Source organism: Comamonas sp. AG1104, assembly GCF_003350425.1.
Classification (GTDB): domain Bacteria; phylum Pseudomonadota; class Gammaproteobacteria; order Burkholderiales; family Burkholderiaceae_C; genus Comamonas; species Comamonas testosteroni.
Genome location: NZ_QQAS01000008.1, coordinates 64,130 through 80,861, shown reverse-complemented (window position 1 = coordinate 80,861; position 16,732 = coordinate 64,130). Strand labels below are relative to the sequence as shown.

The 16,732-nt window shown below is 63.7% G+C and carries 14 protein-coding genes; 11 read left to right on the top strand and 3 right to left on the bottom strand.

All coding sequences use genetic code 11. The features are described 5' to 3' along the window. Positions 1 to 8 precede the first annotated feature (8 nt). From DFO48_RS20760 to apbC, 3 genes are all read right to left on the bottom strand, one after another. A complete protein-coding gene (locus tag DFO48_RS20760; RefSeq protein WP_003072737.1) occupies positions 9 to 2,153 on the bottom strand; it encodes a formate dehydrogenase subunit gamma in 2,145 nt (714 codons plus the stop codon). Positions 2,154 to 2,266: 113 nt separating this feature from the next. Next, positions 2,267 to 3,208, bottom strand: coding sequence for a LysR family transcriptional regulator (locus tag DFO48_RS20755; RefSeq protein WP_003072735.1), 942 nt, complete (start codon positions 3,206 to 3,208; stop codon positions 2,267 to 2,269). Then, a complete protein-coding gene (gene apbC / locus DFO48_RS20750; RefSeq protein ID WP_114864630.1) occupies positions 3,208 to 4,299 on the bottom strand; it encodes an iron-sulfur cluster carrier protein ApbC in 1,092 nt (363 codons plus the stop codon). The genes DFO48_RS20755 and apbC overlap by 1 nt, the downstream gene beginning before the upstream one ends. 123 nt (positions 4,300 to 4,422) lie before the next feature. Here apbC and DFO48_RS20745 point away from each other — a divergent pair, with 123 nt between their 5' ends. The 11 genes from DFO48_RS20745 (at position 4,423) to soxZ (ending at position 16,685) form a co-directional block, all read left to right on the top strand. Continuing rightward, entirely contained in the window at positions 4,423 to 4,992 is a 570-nt protein-coding gene (locus DFO48_RS20745) for a restriction endonuclease (protein WP_114864629.1), read from the top strand. 93 nt (positions 4,993 to 5,085) lie between these two features. Then, on the top strand, positions 5,086 to 6,372 hold the full coding sequence (locus DFO48_RS20740) for a patatin-like phospholipase family protein (RefSeq protein WP_114864628.1): 1,287 nt from the start codon (positions 5,086 to 5,088) through the stop codon (positions 6,370 to 6,372). 75 nt (positions 6,373 to 6,447) lie between these two features. After that, a complete protein-coding gene (locus tag DFO48_RS20735; protein WP_114864627.1) occupies positions 6,448 to 8,193 on the top strand; it encodes a sensor domain-containing diguanylate cyclase in 1,746 nt (581 codons plus the stop codon). Between the two features lie 229 nt (positions 8,194 to 8,422). Beyond that, positions 8,423 to 10,570: a methionine--tRNA ligase gene (gene metG / locus DFO48_RS20730; RefSeq protein ID WP_114864626.1), complete on the top strand. Its 2,148-nt coding sequence runs from the start codon at positions 8,423 to 8,425 to the stop codon at positions 10,568 to 10,570. 92 nt (positions 10,571 to 10,662) lie between these two features. Then, a complete protein-coding gene (locus tag DFO48_RS20725) occupies positions 10,663 to 11,028 on the top strand; it encodes a hypothetical protein (protein ID WP_233506480.1) in 366 nt (121 codons plus the stop codon). Between the two features lie 339 nt (positions 11,029 to 11,367). Next, a complete protein-coding gene (locus DFO48_RS20720; protein WP_003072720.1) occupies positions 11,368 to 11,697 on the top strand; it encodes a c-type cytochrome in 330 nt (109 codons plus the stop codon). Continuing rightward, positions 11,698 to 12,975 carry an NAD(P)/FAD-dependent oxidoreductase gene (locus DFO48_RS20715; RefSeq protein WP_114864625.1) on the top strand — a complete coding sequence of 426 codons (1,278 nt, stop codon included), beginning with the start codon at positions 11,698 to 11,700 and terminating at the stop codon, positions 12,973 to 12,975. Between the two features lie 166 nt (positions 12,976 to 13,141). Next, positions 13,142 to 14,164, top strand: a complete 1,023-nt coding sequence (locus DFO48_RS20710; protein WP_003072716.1) for a YeeE/YedE family protein — start codon at positions 13,142 to 13,144, stop codon at positions 14,162 to 14,164. A gap of 186 nt (positions 14,165 to 14,350) precedes the next feature. After that, positions 14,351 to 15,682 carry an FAD-dependent oxidoreductase gene (locus tag DFO48_RS20705; protein WP_114864679.1) on the top strand — a complete coding sequence of 444 codons (1,332 nt, stop codon included), beginning with the start codon at positions 14,351 to 14,353 and terminating at the stop codon, positions 15,680 to 15,682. A 159-nt stretch (positions 15,683 to 15,841) separates the two neighbouring features. Continuing rightward, a complete protein-coding gene (locus tag DFO48_RS20700) occupies positions 15,842 to 16,342 on the top strand; it encodes a thiosulfate oxidation carrier protein SoxY (protein WP_034377809.1) in 501 nt (166 codons plus the stop codon). A gap of 13 nt (positions 16,343 to 16,355) precedes the next feature. Next, a complete protein-coding gene (gene soxZ, locus DFO48_RS20695) occupies positions 16,356 to 16,685 on the top strand; it encodes a thiosulfate oxidation carrier complex protein SoxZ (protein ID WP_114864624.1) in 330 nt (109 codons plus the stop codon). Positions 16,686 to 16,732 lie beyond the last annotated feature (47 nt).

Genomic DNA, 16,732 nt, shown 5'->3' with positions numbered 1-16,732 from the left:
CGCTCTCCTCAGGCGGGGTTCATGGTCTGCACGGGCTCGATACCGAAGTCCTGCGGATAGTGCTGCAGCGCAGAGCGCACTGGATAAGGGGTCATGCCGCCCATTGCGCACAGGCTGCCGTGCTGCATGGTGTCGCACAGGCTCTCGAGCAGCGCCACATTGGCAGCATGCTCGGAGCCGCCTTGACGCGTGATGCGGTCTATCACCTCAATCCCTCGCGTGGAGCCGATGCGGCAGGGCGTGCATTTGCCGCAGGACTCGATGGCGCAAAACTCCATGGCATAGCGCGCCAGCTGCGCCATATCGGCGCTGTCGTCATGCACGACCAGCCCGCCATGGCCGACCACATTGCCTTTTGCGGCATAGGCTTCGTAGTCCAGTGGATCATCCCAGTCCTCGGGAGCCACATAACTGCCCAGCGGGCCGCCAACCTGAATGGCCTTGACGGGCCGGCCGCTGGCCGTGCCGCCGCCAAAGTCCTGCACCAGCTCGCGCAGCGTGAGGCCGAAAGCTTTTTCCACCAGCCCACCTTGCGCAATATTGCCTGCCAGCTGGAACGGCAGCGTGCCGCGCGAGCGGCCCATGCCATAGCCCTGATAGAAGGCCGCGCCCCTGGCAAGGATGATGGGCACAGTCGCCAGCGTGATCACGTTGTTGATGACCGTGGGCTTGCCGAACAGGCCTTCGATCGCGGGCAGCGGCGGCTTGGCACGCACAATGCCACGCTTGCCTTCGATGCTCTCCAGCATGGCGGTCTCTTCGCCGCAGACATAGCTGCCCGCGCCCTTGCGCACCTGCAGATAGAACGCCTTGCCGCTGCCGGCCACATTGCCGCCCAGCCAGCCTGCGGCACTGGCACGTGCAATCGCCTCGTTCAGCACCGCAATCGCATGCGGATATTCGCTGCGCACATAGATATAGCCCTGAGTCGCTCCCACGGCCAGACTTGCGATCGCCATGCCTTCGATCAGGCAGAACGGGTCGCCCTCCATCAGCAGGCGGTCGGCGAACGTGCCCGAATCGCCTTCATCGGCATTGCAGGCAATGTACTTCTGCGGCCCTGTTCCCGCACTTTCTGCAGCCGCAACGGTCTTCCATTTGATCCCCGCCGGAAATGCTGCCCCGCCACGACCGCGCAGGCCGGAGTCCAGCACCTGCTGGACGATGGCTTCGGGTGCCATGGCCGCAGCGGCCCTGAGGCCTTGCCAGCCGCCCTGTGCCTCATAGTCCCGCAGACTCAGCGGATCGATGATGCCCACGCGCGCAAAAGTCAGGCGCTCCTGCCGTGCCAGATAAGGCATCTGTTCGGTCAGCCCATGGCATAGCGCATGGGGCTGGCCCTGCAGCATGCCGGCGTCCAGCAGCCCCGGCACGTCGGCCGCCTGAACCGGGCCGTAGGCCACGCGGCCCTGCGCAGTCTCGACTTCGACCAGGGTCTCCAGCCACAGCAAGCCGCGCGAGCCATTGCGCACCAGCTCCACCGCCAAGCCTCGCGTCGCGCACTCGCGCTGCAGCGCCTGGCCCACCGCATCCGCGCCCACGGCCAGGGCTGCGGCATCGCGCGGCACATAGATGCGCGTGGCAGCAACAGCTTCACGCTCGATAGCTGGCTTCGGTTCATCTGCCTTGGTTTCAAGCTGCTTTTGCTGAATTTCCTCCAGCAGGGCATCGAGCCGGTCAGCAGTCATCCGTGCATGGACTTCGCTCTCGTCGACCATCACGGCCGGCGACTGGGCACACAGCCCCAGGCAGTAGACAGGCTCCAGCGTCACGCTGCCATCGGCGCTCGTGCCATGGGCCTGGCAGCCCAGTGTCTCTTGCGCATGGGCAAACAGTGCATCGCCACCACGCGACTTGCAGGCTTCGGCCCGGCAGACCTGGATCAGCGTCCTGCCGTGCGGCTGCTCGCGCAGATGTGGGTAATAGCTGACAACACCATGGACCTCGGCACGCGAAAGATTCAGGGCCTCGGCAATGGCGGGCACCGCAGCACGGGGGATGAAGCCCAGCCTGTCCTGCAGGGAATGCAGCAGCGGCAGCAAACCACCTGGTTCCTGGCCAAAGCTTGTCAGACAGTGCGTCAGGGCGTCCTGCTGTTCGAGGCTGAGCAGCGGCGCAGACTCCTGCGGCTGCGCAATAGGGTGATGGGGCATGGGGCGACCTTGTTATGAGGGCGCACCAGCGCCCTTTGTCTCATGCCGTATTTCAGCCCCGGCCGTATCTCAGGTCAAATTCTTTGAATTGATGAAGCGATTCAAATTGCAAATCAACGCACGGCCCCGGCAAAGCTCGCACATTGCTGACGCCAGGCCTGGGATTGCATGAGCGCAAGGGCGGCCTGCTGCGCGCGGGTCGCCTGATCCTGCGAAGGGGCCAAAAAAGCGATGGCTGTCTGCACCTTGGGCGCAATCAGAGGGCGCACCGAGATCCGGTCCGATTCGGGCAACGTCGCCACCAGCGCACCGGGCAGCACGCTGTGCAGACCGCCTTCGGTCACGGCCAGCATCAGGCTCAGCACGGAATTGGTCTCCATGGCCGCACTGACCCCGCAGCCTGCCGCCATGAAGCTCTGATCCACAATCAGCCGGTTATGCATGTCCGGCGTCAAAAGACATAGCGGCAGCCTGGCCGCCTGAGACCATTTCACAGGCTTCTGGCTCTGCTCTGCCGCCGCAGGACTGAGCAGGAAATAATGCTCCTGATACTGCGGCCAGACGGAGATGCGGGCGCTGCGCGCCGCACGGCTGCCCGACTCCAGCCTTTCGCTGTAGCCCAGGGCCAGGTCCAGCGAGAGATCTTCGAGTCCGGTTTCTATCTCCAGCGAGCTCATGGAGAGAACCATGGGCGTGATGCCCGGGTGCTGGACCCGCAGCAGCGCGGCAAAGCGCGTCAGCATGGGAATCGCCGTAGGCACGGCAGCCATGCGCAGCTGCCCTTTGAGCTGGCCGGCTGCGGCGCTCAGATCCTGTCTCAGCGCCTCCTCGGCTCTGAGCATGGACAGCGCCGTGACCAGCACCTGCTCGCCCTCGGCGGTCAGTCCGCCAAACACGCGACCGCGCCTGACGATGACGGCACCGAACTCGTCCTCCAGCGCCTTGAGCGCATTGGACAGTGCAGGCTGCGTGATATGACAGGCCTGCGCCGCCCTTGCGAAATGGCGGTGCTCGTTAAGCGCCACCAGATAACGCATGGAGGTCAGAAGGTTCATCAGGTATTGCTGCTGACCGTGATCGTGGGGAACTTGCTGGAGAAGTCCTTGGCCTTGAGAGCCACCTTCACGGCCAGATCGCGCGCCACCTTTTTGTAGACCTGGGCAGCTTCGCTCTCGGGCTCCGCCACCACTGTGGGCTTACCACTGTCGGCCTGCAGGCGGATCTGCAGCGACAGGGGAAGCGCCCCCAGATAGTCGATGTTCTGCTCGCCGGCCATCTTCTTGCCGCCGTCGGCGCCAAAGATATGTTCGACATGGCCGCAATTGGTGCAGACATGGGCGGCCATGTTTTCGACCAGACCGAGAATCGGCACGCCGACCTTCTCGAACATCTGAATGCCCTTCTTGGCATCGATCAGGGCGATGTCCTGGGGCGTGGTCACCACCACGGCGCCCGTCATGGGCACGCGCTGGGACAGCGTCAGCTGGATGTCACCGGTCCCGGGGGGCATGTCGACCAGCAGATAGTCCAGATCCTTCCAGTTGGTCTGGCGCAGCATCTGCTCCAGCGCCTGGGTGGCCATGGGACCGCGCCAGATCATGGCCTGGTCGTTGTTGACCAGCAGACCGATGGACATGACCTGCACGCCATGGTTCTCCAGCGGCTCCATGGTCTTGCCGTCATGGCTTTCGGGCTTGCCCGAAACGCCCATCATCATGGGCTGGCTGGGGCCGTAGATGTCGGCGTCCAGAATGCCCACTCGGGCACCTTCGGCGGCCAGCGCCAGCGCCAGATTGGCCGTGGTCGTGCTCTTGCCCACGCCGCCCTTGCCGGAGGAGATGGCGATGATGTTCTTCACGCCGGGCAGCAACTGCACGCCGCGCTGCACGGCATGCGAGGCCACCTTGGTGGTGATGTTGACCGAGACATTGCCCACGCCCGCCACAGTCCTGGCTGCAGCGATGAACTGGCTGCGCAGCTCAGGATGCAGGCTCTGGGCCGGATAGCCCATTTCCACATCGAACGAGACGTCGTCACCGGCAATCTGCAGATTGCGCAGGGCGCGCGTGCTCACAAAGTCCTTGCCAGTGTGCGGATCAAGCACGGTGGCCAGCGCGCTCAGAAGCGCTTGTTCTGTAACAGCCATTGGATTTAGTTTTCCAGAGGTTTCTTCAATGAGGGATAGTCTAGCGAAGCTGTCCAACCCCTGTGCACAGGAGACAATGCAGCCCTTTGCCCAAGATTTGAGAGACAGCCCGTGAAATTGAAGATGGCCGAAAATTCCCTGTTCGCAGTCCTGATGCGCTCGCGCTGGTGGATCAGCTTTGCGATCTGCGCTGCGGTGGTGTTGGTGTCGCTGGCAGTGTTCCCCAAAGACATTTCGCCTTTTGCCGCCCTGGGCGCCTTCCCGTTCTTCGTCGTCGGCTGCATTGCCTGCTACAGGCAGCTGCGGGCCCCCAGCCCGGCAAGGCTGGAGCAGATTCAGCAGGTGATCGCCGAGCAGCCCTGGGCCGACTTCAGCGCACAGTTGCAGACGGCGTGGCAATCCGAAGGCTATGAGGTTCAGCGCCTGAACCAGGCCGGCGCCGACCTGCTGCTGACGCGCAACGGTCAGACCAGCGTGGTCGGCGCGCGCCGCTGGAAAGCCGCCGCCCATGGCGTGGAGCCGCTGCGCGAGCTGCAGGCCGCGCAGCACAAGCTCAAAGCCGATCTCTGCGTTTACGTGGCTCTGCAGCCTCTGGGCGAGAATGCCGCGAGCTGGGCCGCGCAGAATCAGCTGGTGGTGCTGGATGCCAAGTCCATCGCCACACTGATTGCCAAGAACCAGAAAAAGAGCTGACAGCCGCCGCAGACTGTCCCCAGGGCCGCCGCCGTCCCGCTCGACGGCCCGGCCCACCTACCGCCCGCGGCCCAATCCGGGCACACTGCAGCCATGGCGGCAGTGCAGTTCTCTCCCACCCTCCCACCCAGTCTTGCCGAAGCAGAGCGGCAGAGCTCCATAGGCCCTAGCTCCAGCATCGGGCTGACCGGCCTGTTGCTCAGCGGCGGCGGCGCCCGGGCTGCCTACCAGGTCGGCGTGCTGGCCGCCATCGCCGAGCTGCGCCGCGCTCGCGGTCTGCAGCATGGCCCCAATCCCTTTCCGGTACTGGCAGGCACATCGGCAGGCGCCATCAATGTTGCAGCCCTGGCTTGCCATGCCGATGCCTTTGACAGCGCAGTGCGGCGCATGCTGCATGTCTGGGGCCATATGCATACCGAGCAAATCTACAAGGCCGACTCGCTCAGCGTGCTGCGCAGCGGCGCACGCTGGCTGACGCTGTTGTCGCTGGGCTGGGCGCTGGCCCGCTGGAGCCGCATGCGCCCGCGTTCGCTTCTGGACAACGCTCCGCTCAAAGCCCTGATGAACAGCGGCCTCATGCCTTTCGAGCGCATTCCACAACTCATCGACAGCGGTCATCTGCACGCCCTGGCCATTACCGCATCCAGCTACAGCAGCGGTCAGCACATCACTTTCTTTCAGACCCGCGAGGCCTTGAGCCCCTGGGTGCGCGACCAGCGCAAGGCCGTGCAGGCCCTGCTGAGCGCCGATCACCTGCTGGCCTCGTCGGCCCTGCCCTTCATCTTTCCAGCCATGCCGCTGCCCATGGACGGACATCTCGAGCATTTCGGCGACGGCTCCATGCGCCAGACTGCGCCCCTGGCACCAGCGATTCATCTAGGTGCCAGCAAACTGCTGGTCGTCGGCGCAGGCAGACGCCACGAGCCTGTGAGCAGCCAGCCGCAGATCGATGCCAGCTATCCCACTCTGGCCCAGGTGGCCGGGCACGCGCTGTCCAGCATCTTCCTGGACACGCTGGCTGTGGATATAGAGCGTGCCGAACGCATCAATCACACGCTGAGCCTGATTTCGCCGGCCGAGCGCATCCACAGCCGGCTGCGCCCTATCGAGGTACTGGCCATCACCCCCAGCGAGCGCATCGACGATATTGCCACGCGCCACATCGACAAGCTGCCGCTGCCGGTGCGCACCCTGCTGGCCACGCTGGGCGTGCGCGCCGGCACGGGCAACCCCATGCGCGATGGCGCGCTGGCCAGCTACCTGCTGTTTGAGCAAGGCTATACCCGTGAACTGATAGCACTGGGCCGCAAAGACGCGCTGGCCCGAAGTGAGGAGCTGTGCGCCTTCCTGGATTGGCCTCAAGAATGTAACAAATGTTAATGATGCGAAAGGAGCCTGGCAGATGATGCGTGAGACACTTTGCATGACCTTCATCATCGTTCCGACAACCGCCTAGTGACTCCATCCTCGCAGCCCATCCGCGCTTCCAAATCGCTCAAGCTTTCGCTGATCCTGCCTTTTGTTGCCCTGATTGCGCTGCTGACATCGGCCCTGGGCATGCTCTGGTACTGGACCGGCAGCAACACGGTGTCCGCCTTGTCGGAGCAGGTGATGCAAGAGAAAGCCGAGCGCATCGCGCTGATCGTGGATCGCCACCTGTACCCATCCAGCGCAGTGCTGGAGGCTGCGTTCCCCAGCGGCCAGCCCGTCGCTGCCGATATCCGCGAACATATTCCCGACCTGATCTCCCGGCTGTGGGTGGCGACCTCGCTGCATACCCGGCCCAATGACTATGCGTACTACGCCAATATCGCGGGCCAGGGCATTGCTCTCAAGCGAGTGGCTCCAGAACTAGGCCAGTTGCGCCTGAAGACTCAGCCCGGCGAGCACCGCAGCTACTTCAAGGTCGCCGGCATGCATGCCGAGCCGATCTACGAATCTACCGAAACCAATCTGTTCGAGCCGCGCCAGCGCCCCTGGTTCAAGCTTGCCGCGGAGTCGGCCGATGTGATCTGGACTCCTGCCTATATCGACTTCAGTGCCAAGGACCTGGTGCTCACGCGCGCACGCCGCATTCTCTCCAGCAAGAGCAGTCTCGAGGGTGTGGTGGCCACTGATATTTCGCTTCGCGCGCTCAACGAATTCGTCAACCAGTTGCACCTGAGCGAACATGGCCGGGCCTTCATCATCGAGGCCGACGGCTCCCTGATCGCAGCCACCGGCATGCCCAACATCCACCAGCGCGAAGACGGCAAGCTGGAGCGCATGACCGCCGCCAACAGCCAGGACCCGCTGATTCAGGCGGTGTACGAAAAAATCCAGGGCGCCTTCCACTCCTCGCTGTCCAGTGACGGCCCCGGCACGGCGCTGCTCGAAGATGACAGGCACAACCATATTCGCATTGCCTACCGGCGCCTGAGCAATGGAGCCGGTCAGGACTGGATGGCCGTGGTGGCCGTGCCGCACAAGGACATGCTGGCCGGCGTCTACCGTCATATGGCCCTGGTGGGCAGCCTGGGCCTGCTGGCCCTGGTCGTGGCCGTCGTCATCGGCACCCGCATCTTCGGTGCCGTGGCCAACGATATGCGCTCGCTGACCCGCGCCGTGCGCCGCGTCGGCCAGGGCGAGATCGACACGCCGATCGAAGTGCAGCGCCGCGATGAAATTGGTGAGCTGGCCCACAATTTCCACCGCATGCGTCACAGCCTGTTTACCGATCCACTGACCGGAGCCAGCAACCGCAGCGCACTGCAGCATATTCTGACCACACTCACCCGTCCCCTGCCCGGCCAGAACATGGCCGCCCCGTTTGCCCTGCTGTTTGTGGACCTGGACCGCTTCAAGCCGCTCAATGACCGCTGGGGCCATGACAACGGCGATCTGGCACTGGCCGAGATCAGCCTGCGCCTGCGCAATCTGCTGCGCCCCGACGATGTCGTTGCCCGCCTGGGCGGTGACGAGTTCATCCTCATCCTGCGCGGAGTCAGCGACGAGGAGCAGGTTCAGGCCGTGCGCCTGAAGATAGAACATGCGCTGCAGCAGCCGCTGAGCACGCTGCAAGGCATTCCCGAGGGCGAAGCAGTGACCGTGGGCGCATCCGTAGGGCAGGCCCTGTATCCCAGGGATGCGCAGGATGCGCAAAGCCTGCTCAAGGTGGCCGACCAGGACATGTACCGCAACAAAAGGCCTGCAGTGAGCTGAGTGCAGCCTCGGCTATCGCTTCCAATTTCAGAGCTTCTGACGCTTTATATTCATAGAATTAAAGTTGTTTTCATATTGAAAACAATATGGAATCTGCGTAACCAGCTACAAAAAACAAAGTAACTACCGTTCCCGAACGAACTCGGCGGGTGCCGCCGCAAAACCCGCGCCCGCAGCCTGGAGCCAAGCCCTTCTAGAATGACGGGTTCTCTGTGAAAGCTGTTTCCTCATGACCGCACGCAAACTATTCGTCACCACCGCCCTGCCGTACGCCAACGGCAACTTCCACATCGGCCACATCATGGAATACATCCAGGCCGACACCTGGGTGCGTGCGCAGCGAATGCAGGGCAATGCGGTCAACTTCGTGGGCGCCGACGACGCCCACGGCGCCCCCATCATGATTGCCGCCGAAAAGGCCGGCAAGACGCCCCAGCAGTTCGTGGCCGACATCGCCGCCGGCCGCAAGCAGTATCTCGACGGCTTCCACATCGCCTTCGACAACTGGAGCAACACCGACAGCGCCGAAAACCACGAGCTGTCCAAGCAGATCTATCTGGACCTGAAAAAGGCAGGCTTCATCGAAACCCGCACCATCGAGCAGTTCTTCGACCCCGAGAAGAACATGTTCCTGCCCGACCGCTTCATCAAGGGCGAATGCCCGCGCTGCCACGCCAAGGACCAGTACGGCGACAACTGCGAAGTCTGCAGCTCGGTCTACGCGCCCACCGACCTCATCAACCCGTTCTCGGCCCTGTCGGGTGCCACGCCGGTGATGAAGTCGTCCGAGCATTTCTTCTTCAAGCTCTCGGACCCGCGCGCCGTGGAGTTCCTGACCGAGTGGACGCAGAACGGCAAGCATGTGCAGCCCGAAGTGGCGGCCAAGATCAAGGAATGGTTCGGCGTGCGCACCAACCCCGACGGCTCGACCAGCGAAGGTCTGGACGACTGGGACATCAGCCGTGACGCGCCTTATTTCGGCATCGAGATTCCCGATGCGCCGGGCAAGTACTTCTATGTCTGGCTGGATGCGCCCGTGGGCTATCTGGCGTCGCTCAAGGAGCTGCTCAACAAGCGCGGTGAGGACTACGACGCCTACATGGCCGATCCCGATCTGGAGCAGTACCACTTCATCGGCAAGGACATCATCACCTTCCACACGCTGTTCTGGCCTGCGATGCTCAAGTTCAGCGGCCGCAAGACGCCGACCAGGATCTGCGTGCACGGCTTCATGACCGTCAACAACGGCGAGAAGATGAGCAAGAGCCGCGGCACCGGCCTTGATCCGCTCAAGTACCTGTCGCTCAAGATGAACCCCGAGTGGCTGCGCTACTACCTGGGCGCCAAGCTCAACGGCAAGAACGAAGACATCGACTTCAATCCCGAAGACTTCATGCTGCGCGTCAACTCCGACCTGATCGGCAAGTACGTCAACATCGCTTCGCGCGCCGCAGGCTTCATCAGCAAGCGCTTTGACGGCAGGCTGGGCGTAGTCAGCGAAGACGGCCAGGCCCTGCTGGCCGCGCTGCGCGAGCAGCAAGCCGCCATCGTCGCCGCCTACGAAGGCCGCGACTCGGCCCGCGCTGCACGTGAGATCATGCTGCTGTGCGACAAGGTCAACAGCTATGTGGACGCCAACAAGCCCTGGGAGCTGGCCAAGAAGGAAGGCATGGATGCCCGCCTGCACGATGTGTGCACGACCTGCATCGAAGCCTTCCGCATCCTGACCATCTACCTGAGCCCCATCCTGCCCGGCGTGGCTGCCGAAGTGGCCCGATTCCTCATCGTGCCGCCCGAGAGCTTTGCCGACGTGGTCAAGCCCCTGGGCGCAGGCCACCAGATCGGCGTCTACCAGCATCTGATGCAGCGCGTCGATCCCAAGCAGCTCGAAGCCCTGTTTGAAGCACCCGCCGGTCAGGCAGCCCCTGCCGCCGAACCCGCCAAGGCCGAGAAAAAGGCCGCCAAGAAGGCCGAGCCAGTGATCGACCCCAACGCCCCCGGCGGCGAGCCGCTGGCCGAGACCATCAGCATCGACGACTTTGCCAAGGTCGATCTGCGCATCGCCAGGATTCTGGAATGCAGGGCGGTGGAAGGCTCGACCAAGCTGCTGCAGCTGACGCTGGACGTGGGCGAGAAGGACGAGAACGGCCAGCCCAGGACCCGCAATGTGTTCAGCGGCATCAGCAGCATGTACCAGCCCGAGCAGCTGCAGGGCAAGCTGACGGTGATGGTCGCCAATCTGGCACCGCGCAAGATGAAGTTCGGCCTGTCCGAAGGTATGGTGCTGGCCGCCAGCCACGCTGACGAGAAGGCCCATCCCGGCATCTATGTGCTGGAGCCCTTCCCCGGCGCCATGCCCGGCATGCGGATTCATTGATCCCACCTATGATCCCCCCTGAGTCGCCTTCGGCGCCGTCCCCCCGGGGGGACGACAGCCTCGCGGCGGGGCGGCGGGGCCGCCTTAGGCGCTTGTCCGGAGTCTCCTCGCGGGGGCGTGCCTCATCAGGCTCCTACGGCTTCTGGCTGGCTGGAGCTTTTTTATGCCTGGCGCTCTCGGGCTGCACCGTGATCGCCGTCACCGGCACCGCCATCAGCGTGACGGCAGGGGCCGTGGGTCTGGCCGCCGATGCCGCCATCGGCACAGCCAAGATCGTGGGCAAGGGCGTGGGCAAGGCAGCTGACGCCTTGATGGATGACGACCCGCCCGATACCAGCGGCGTGAATATTCGCTACCGCGATCCGTCGGCCACCGCTCCCGCAGCGGCAGAAATGCCGGCAACGACCGCCAGCCCTACACCTGCCGCGCCCTCTGACGGACTGCCGCCGCAAAACTGACAAACCGCCCGCATCCGCTCACAGGAAACCGCATTGCGCTACACATAAGATAGCACCATGCGGTTTTTTCATGCACTGAAGCGCAGCTGCAAGCACAAGCGCAGCGCATAACTAAATAACCAATAACTTCCTGTTACACCACCGGGATATTGAGCTTGTCAGGACGGGGCCGCTTCCTAGAATCCGACTCCATCAGCTCTGCCTGCTCCGCCCCTGCCCAGAAGAATGCTCGACATTCGCCACACATAACAAAGGCCGCGCACATTCAGGCATCGAGGTCATAAATCCCCCACGCGGCCTTGCGTGGGGACAACGGGAGGCCCCATGCGATCGAAACTCTTGCTCACTCCAGCGCGCCCTGCGCTATGGCTGGCTTTTGCTCTGGCAGCGCCGTTGCCCGGCCTGGCCAGCTCTGCCGCCACCTCCTTGCGTGTGCAGGATGTGGCCGTGCTGGCTGCCAGCTGCGCCAACTGCCACGGCCCGGACGGCCGCTCCACGGGCGTCATTCCTCAGCTGCGCGGCCTGCCTGAAACCCATCTGCTGCAGCGCCTGCAGGCCTTCAAGGCCGGCACCGCCAAGGACGCCACCGTCATGACCCGTCTGGCCAAGGGCTACGACGATGAGCAACTCAAAGCGCTGGCCCAGTGGTTCAGCAAGAAGGGCCAGTAAATGCAGATCAATCGTCGTCAAATTCTCGGCAGTGCCGCCGCTGGTGCAGCCAGCTTCGCCATGCCCGCCATCGTGCAGGCCAAGGCAGCTTCGGCCCATGTGGTCGTGATCGGCGGCGGCTTTGGCGGAGCCACGGCCGCGCGCTATCTGCGCCAGTTCGCGCCGCATATCCAGGTCACGTTGGTGGAGCCGGCCGAGCGCTTCTATACCTGCCCTTTCTCCAATCTGTACCTGGCCGGCCTGCGCAGCTGGGACAGCATAGGTCACGGCTACGGCGGTCTGCGCAAGGCCGGCGTGAACGTGGTCCACGCGCGGGCCGACCAGGTCCTGACCGACTCCAGGCGCGTGCTGCTGTCCAACGGTCAGGCGCTGAGCTATGACAAGCTGGTGCTCTCGCCCGGCATCGACATGCGCTGGAATGCGCTGGAAGGCTATGACGAGGCGGCAGCCCAGCTTGCCCCCCATGCCTGGAAGGCCGGAGCGCAGACCCAGTTGCTCAAGAAGCAGCTCGAAGCCATGCCCGACGGCGGCAAGTTCGTGATGGTCATTCCTGCCAACCCCTTCCGCTGCCCGCCCGGCCCCTACGAGCGCGCGGCCATGGTGGCCCACTACCTCAAGCAGCACAAGCCCAAGTCCAAGATTCTGCTGCTGGACGACAAGGATGCGTTCTCCAAGCAAGGTCTGTTCATTCAGGGCTGGAAGGCGCTTTACGGCGACATGATCGAATGGGTCAAGCAGGCCGATGACGGCAAGGTCACGCGCGTGGATGCCAAGAACCTGGAAGTGGAAACCGCATTCGGCACCAGGCACAAAGCCGATGTGCTCAATGTCATCCCGCCCCAGAAGGCCGGCTTTATCGCCGACCGCGCCGGCGTGACCAACGCCAGCGGCTGGGTGCCCGTCAAGCCAGAGTCCTTTGAATCCACCCAGGTCCCACATGTCTATGTGCTGGGTGACGCCACGATTGCCGCGCCCATGCCCAAGTCGGGCTTTGCCGCCAATACGCAAGGCAAGGTGGCCGCAGCCGCGATTGCCGCCGAACTGAGCGGCAGCCCCCTGCCTGCAGCGGCCTTTGCCAACACCTGCTACAGCCTGATCGGCACCGACTACGGCATCTCCGTGGCCGGCGTCTACCGCACGGCAGCGGGCAAGCTGATCGAGGTGCCAGACTCAGGCGGCGTGAGCCCCTTGAACGGCGATGCAGCCTTCCGCAAGGCCGAGGCCGACTACGGCGCAGCCTGGTACAAGGCCATCAGCGCGGATATCTGGGGTGGTTGACTGGCTCATCCCCTGAGGCGCTTTGCGCCTTCCCCTTCTCTCTGCGTGCTTCGCACTGCGGGAAGGGGACGCCACCATCGCTGCGGGGCGGCCCTTGCTTGCTGGCACTTGTAGCACGCCCATTGCAAGCATCTTCCGATGCTTTGAGCACTAAATTTCAACTCATATGTTGTTGTGGTCTGTTTTTTTGCTGGGCATGGCCTTCGGCGTCGCTGCGCGGCTGGGGCGTTTCTGTCTGCTGCGCGGGCTGCGCCAGCAAATGGGGCTGGATACCGAAGTCGCTGCGGGCCAGGCGCCTGCATTGCAGGCCTTTGCCCTGGCATTGGCCGTGGCCTTGCTGGCCTCGCAGGGGCTGCAGGCTCTGGGAATGCTCGATCTGGGCCAGGCCGCCATTGCGCGGCCCGGCTTTTCCATGGCTGGCGTGCTGATTGGCGGTTTGCTGTTTGGCATCGGCATGGTGCTGGCCCGCGCCTGCGGAGCACGCTCTCTGGTGCTGCTGGCAGGAGGCAATCTGCGCTGCCTGGTCACCGTCGTGTTTCTGGCGCTGGGCGCGCAGCTGGCCATGACCGGTGTACTGACGCCTCTACGCCTTTGGCTGCAGGCCCTCGCCCCCCTCACGCTGGCCCAGGCAACCTTGCCCGCCTATCTGTCTTCCGTGAATACATGGCTGCTGACGCTTGGTCTGGCCTTGCTGCTGCTGGCCTACGCCCTGCTGCGCCCCGGCCTGCGCCAAAGCCGCTTGCAGTGGGGCAGCGCGTTGCTCATAGGCCTGCTGGTGGCTGCCGGCTGGTGGCTGACTGCGCATATCGGGGTCGATGAGTTCGAGCCGGCCCGCCTCACCTCGCTGAGCTTCATCGGCCCGATTGCCGAGGCCCTGCTCTATCTGCAGCTGTCCGTGGGACGCGAGCCCGGCATAGGCCTGGCGCTGACGGCGGGCGTGCTCGCCGGCGCCTTTCTCGCAGCCCTTGGCAGCCGCACGGCGCGCTGGGAAGGCTTTGACTCCACCAGCCGCCTGGCTGCCAGCGCCGGTGGCGGCCTGCTGATGGGCATTGGCGGCGTGCTGGCCGCAGGCTGCTCCATCGGCCAGGGACTGAGCGGGCTGTCCACTCTGTCGCTGGCCAGCTTTGCGGCCGTTGCCGGCATCCTGCTCGGAGCGCTTGTCAGCCTGCGCCTGCTGCGCCAGCAATAGCGCTGGCTTCGCTTGGGTATTCACCGATTCCGGATCTGGGCCTGCTCCTAGAATCTCCAGCCACCAGCTCTGCTTGTGCCGCGTGTCGGCTGAGAGGCAATCCCATCGCGCTGCGCCCAAGCTTGCTTCCCTCCCCCGAATCCGAGGCCTCGATCTGGCCCTATTCCCATTACAGGAGCAATGCTCATGCAACGTCGCCATTTCCTCTGGACTCCGCCCGCACTCGCTCTGGGCGCCGCTGCCGGCCCGGCAATGGCTGCACCCGCCATCATCAGCAGCCAGTCCCCCATTCTGCCGCGCAAGGGCAAGGGTCCACGCATCGTGATCTGCGGCGGCGGCTGGGGCGGCCTCACGGCGGCACGCTATCTGCGCGAGCTGATTCCCGCTTCCGACGTCGTGCTGCTGGAGCGCAATCCGACCTTCTGGTCCGGCCCCATGAGTAACAAGTGGCTGGTGGACATCGTGGGCACGGACTTCGTGAACCGCGACATGCTGCACCCGGCCAACAAATACGGCTACACGCTGCTGCAGACCGAAGTCACGGGCTTCGAGCGCGACAAGAAGCTGGTACGCACGGCCCATGGCCTGATCGAGTATGACTTCCTGATTCTCTCGGGCGGTATTCGCAACGATTACGAGGCCTGGTTCGGCAACGACCAGCGCGCCATCGAGCACACGCGCACGCATTTCCCCAACGCCTACATCCCCAACCAGGAGATGCTCTCGCTCAAGAGCAAGGTCAAGAACTTCAAGGGCGGCACGCTGGTGATGACGCTGCCGCCACCGCCGCATCGCTGCCCGCCCTCGCCCTATGAGCGTGCCTGCCTGATCGCCTGGCATATCAAGAAGAACAAGATTCCCGGCAAGATCCTGATCCTCGACCCCAAGCCCAAGATCGCCCCCATCGGCGTGGGCTACAAGCAGGCTTTCGAGGAGCTGTACGCAGACATCATCACCCATGTGCCCAATGCCGGCGTCAAGGAAGTGGACCCCTTCAACAAGCAGATCAAGACCGCCGCGGGCGACTTCAAGTTCGACGACGCCATCCTCATGCCGCCCCACCAGGCCGCAGACATGGTCTGGAAGGCAGACCTCATCGGCAAGGATGCTGCCACCGGCAAGCCCACGGGCTGGGCCGATATGCACAACCGCCTGTTTCATGCCAGGAGCGACGACCGCGTGTATTTTGTCGGCGATCTGATGGGCGCGATCTCGCCCCAGTTCGGCCACTACCCCAAGAGCGGCCATGTGGCCAACTACATCGGCAAGATCGTCGCCCGGAACATTGCCGAGCGCGTGGCCGGCAAGGAGGTCGTGGCCCGGCTGCCCGACAACCTCTGCTACATGATGGTCAACGGCGACCCTCAGGAGGAAATTTCGGTGAAGTTCGAATACGAGGTGGACGCCAGCGGCCAGGTCAACCAGACCCAGATCGACATGGATGTACGCACCTCCGATCTGGTCAAGGAGGACTTTGCCTGGATCAACGGCAAGTTCGGAGATTTCCTGGGCACTTAAATCTCCCCCTGAGCGGCTTTGCTGCGTCCCCCTCTCTCTTCGGGAAGGGGACGACGCCCTCTGCTAGGCGCCCCCGCCGCGAGGCGGCTCTTGCTTGGCGTCTCTCACTTGGAGCCGGTGTGAGTTTTGAAGTTTTGTTAATTGGATTGAAGTAAGGCAATGTTCAAGAACACCACCCGTAGAAGCATGGTGCTGAGCGCGGCGGCAGCCGGGGCCAGTCTGGCTCTGCCCGCATCGGCTCTGGCGCAAGCCAGCAGCGCGGCCAAGACTCCGCTGGTCGGGCCACTGGCACCGAACCCGGCCGAGTTCAAAAAGCTCATGGAGCAATTCACCGGCGGCAAGGCCACTCAGGCCGATGGTCTGCAGCTCGATGTGCCCGTGCTGGCCGACAACCCCAGTGCCGTGCCCGTCAAGGTCAAGGTGACGCTGCCCATCACCGAGCAGGACTGGTGCGAGGAAATCATCGTGCTGGCCGAACTCAACCCTTCGCCGCTGACTTGCCGCCTGCAATTCTCTGCGGCCGCAGGCACGGCAGAGGCTGCGGTGCGCATTCGCCTGTCCCAGTCGCAGACCGTGCACGCCCTGGCGCGCATGAAAAGCGGCAAGGTGCTGGTAGCAAAGCAAGCAACGACGGTAGCCGCCAGCGGCTGCGGCATGTGAGAGGAACATAACTATGAGCAAACCCCCTCGCGTCTGGATCAGCAATGCCAACCCCAAGAAAGGCGAAGTGCTGCGCGTGCGCGCGCAGATGGAACATGTCATGGAAAGCGGTCTGCGCACCGACCCGGCCACCGGTAAGGTGCGTCCGCGCAATATCGTGAGCCGTTTCGAAGCCCGGCTGGGCAACGCCTTGCTGTTCAGCTGGGAGCCCGGCATCTCGATTGCCCAGAACCCCTATATCGAGTTCACCTTCGTGGCCCGGGAAAGCGGCGAGCTGCAGATGCAGTGGAAGGATGAGCAGGGCCAGACACTGAGTGCACAGAAGACGATCAGCGTCGCCTGACTTCGAAAGCCCCAACAAAAAGCCCCGCCGAAACGGGGTTTTTTGTT

Coding starts and splice junctions, on each gene's coding strand:
- DFO48_RS20760 (WP_003072737.1), bottom strand. CDS start 2,153: ATGCCCCATCACCCTATTGCGCAGCCGCAGGAGTCTGCGCCGCTGCTC.
- DFO48_RS20755 (WP_003072735.1), bottom strand. CDS start 3,208: ATGAACCTTCTGACCTCCATGCGTTATCTGGTGGCGCTTAACGAGCAC.
- apbC (WP_114864630.1), bottom strand. CDS start 4,299: ATGGCTGTTACAGAACAAGCGCTTCTGAGCGCGCTGGCCACCGTGCTT.
- DFO48_RS20745 (WP_114864629.1), top strand. CDS start 4,423: ATGGCCGAAAATTCCCTGTTCGCAGTCCTGATGCGCTCGCGCTGGTGG.
- DFO48_RS20740 (WP_114864628.1), top strand. CDS start 5,086: ATGGCGGCAGTGCAGTTCTCTCCCACCCTCCCACCCAGTCTTGCCGAA.
- metG (WP_114864626.1), top strand. CDS start 8,423: ATGACCGCACGCAAACTATTCGTCACCACCGCCCTGCCGTACGCCAAC.
- DFO48_RS20715 (WP_114864625.1), top strand. CDS start 11,698: ATGCAGATCAATCGTCGTCAAATTCTCGGCAGTGCCGCCGCTGGTGCA.
- DFO48_RS20710 (WP_003072716.1), top strand. CDS start 13,142: ATGTTGTTGTGGTCTGTTTTTTTGCTGGGCATGGCCTTCGGCGTCGCT.
- DFO48_RS20705 (WP_114864679.1), top strand. CDS start 14,351: ATGCAACGTCGCCATTTCCTCTGGACTCCGCCCGCACTCGCTCTGGGC.
- DFO48_RS20700 (WP_034377809.1), top strand. CDS start 15,842: ATGTTCAAGAACACCACCCGTAGAAGCATGGTGCTGAGCGCGGCGGCA.
- soxZ (WP_114864624.1), top strand. CDS start 16,356: ATGAGCAAACCCCCTCGCGTCTGGATCAGCAATGCCAACCCCAAGAAA.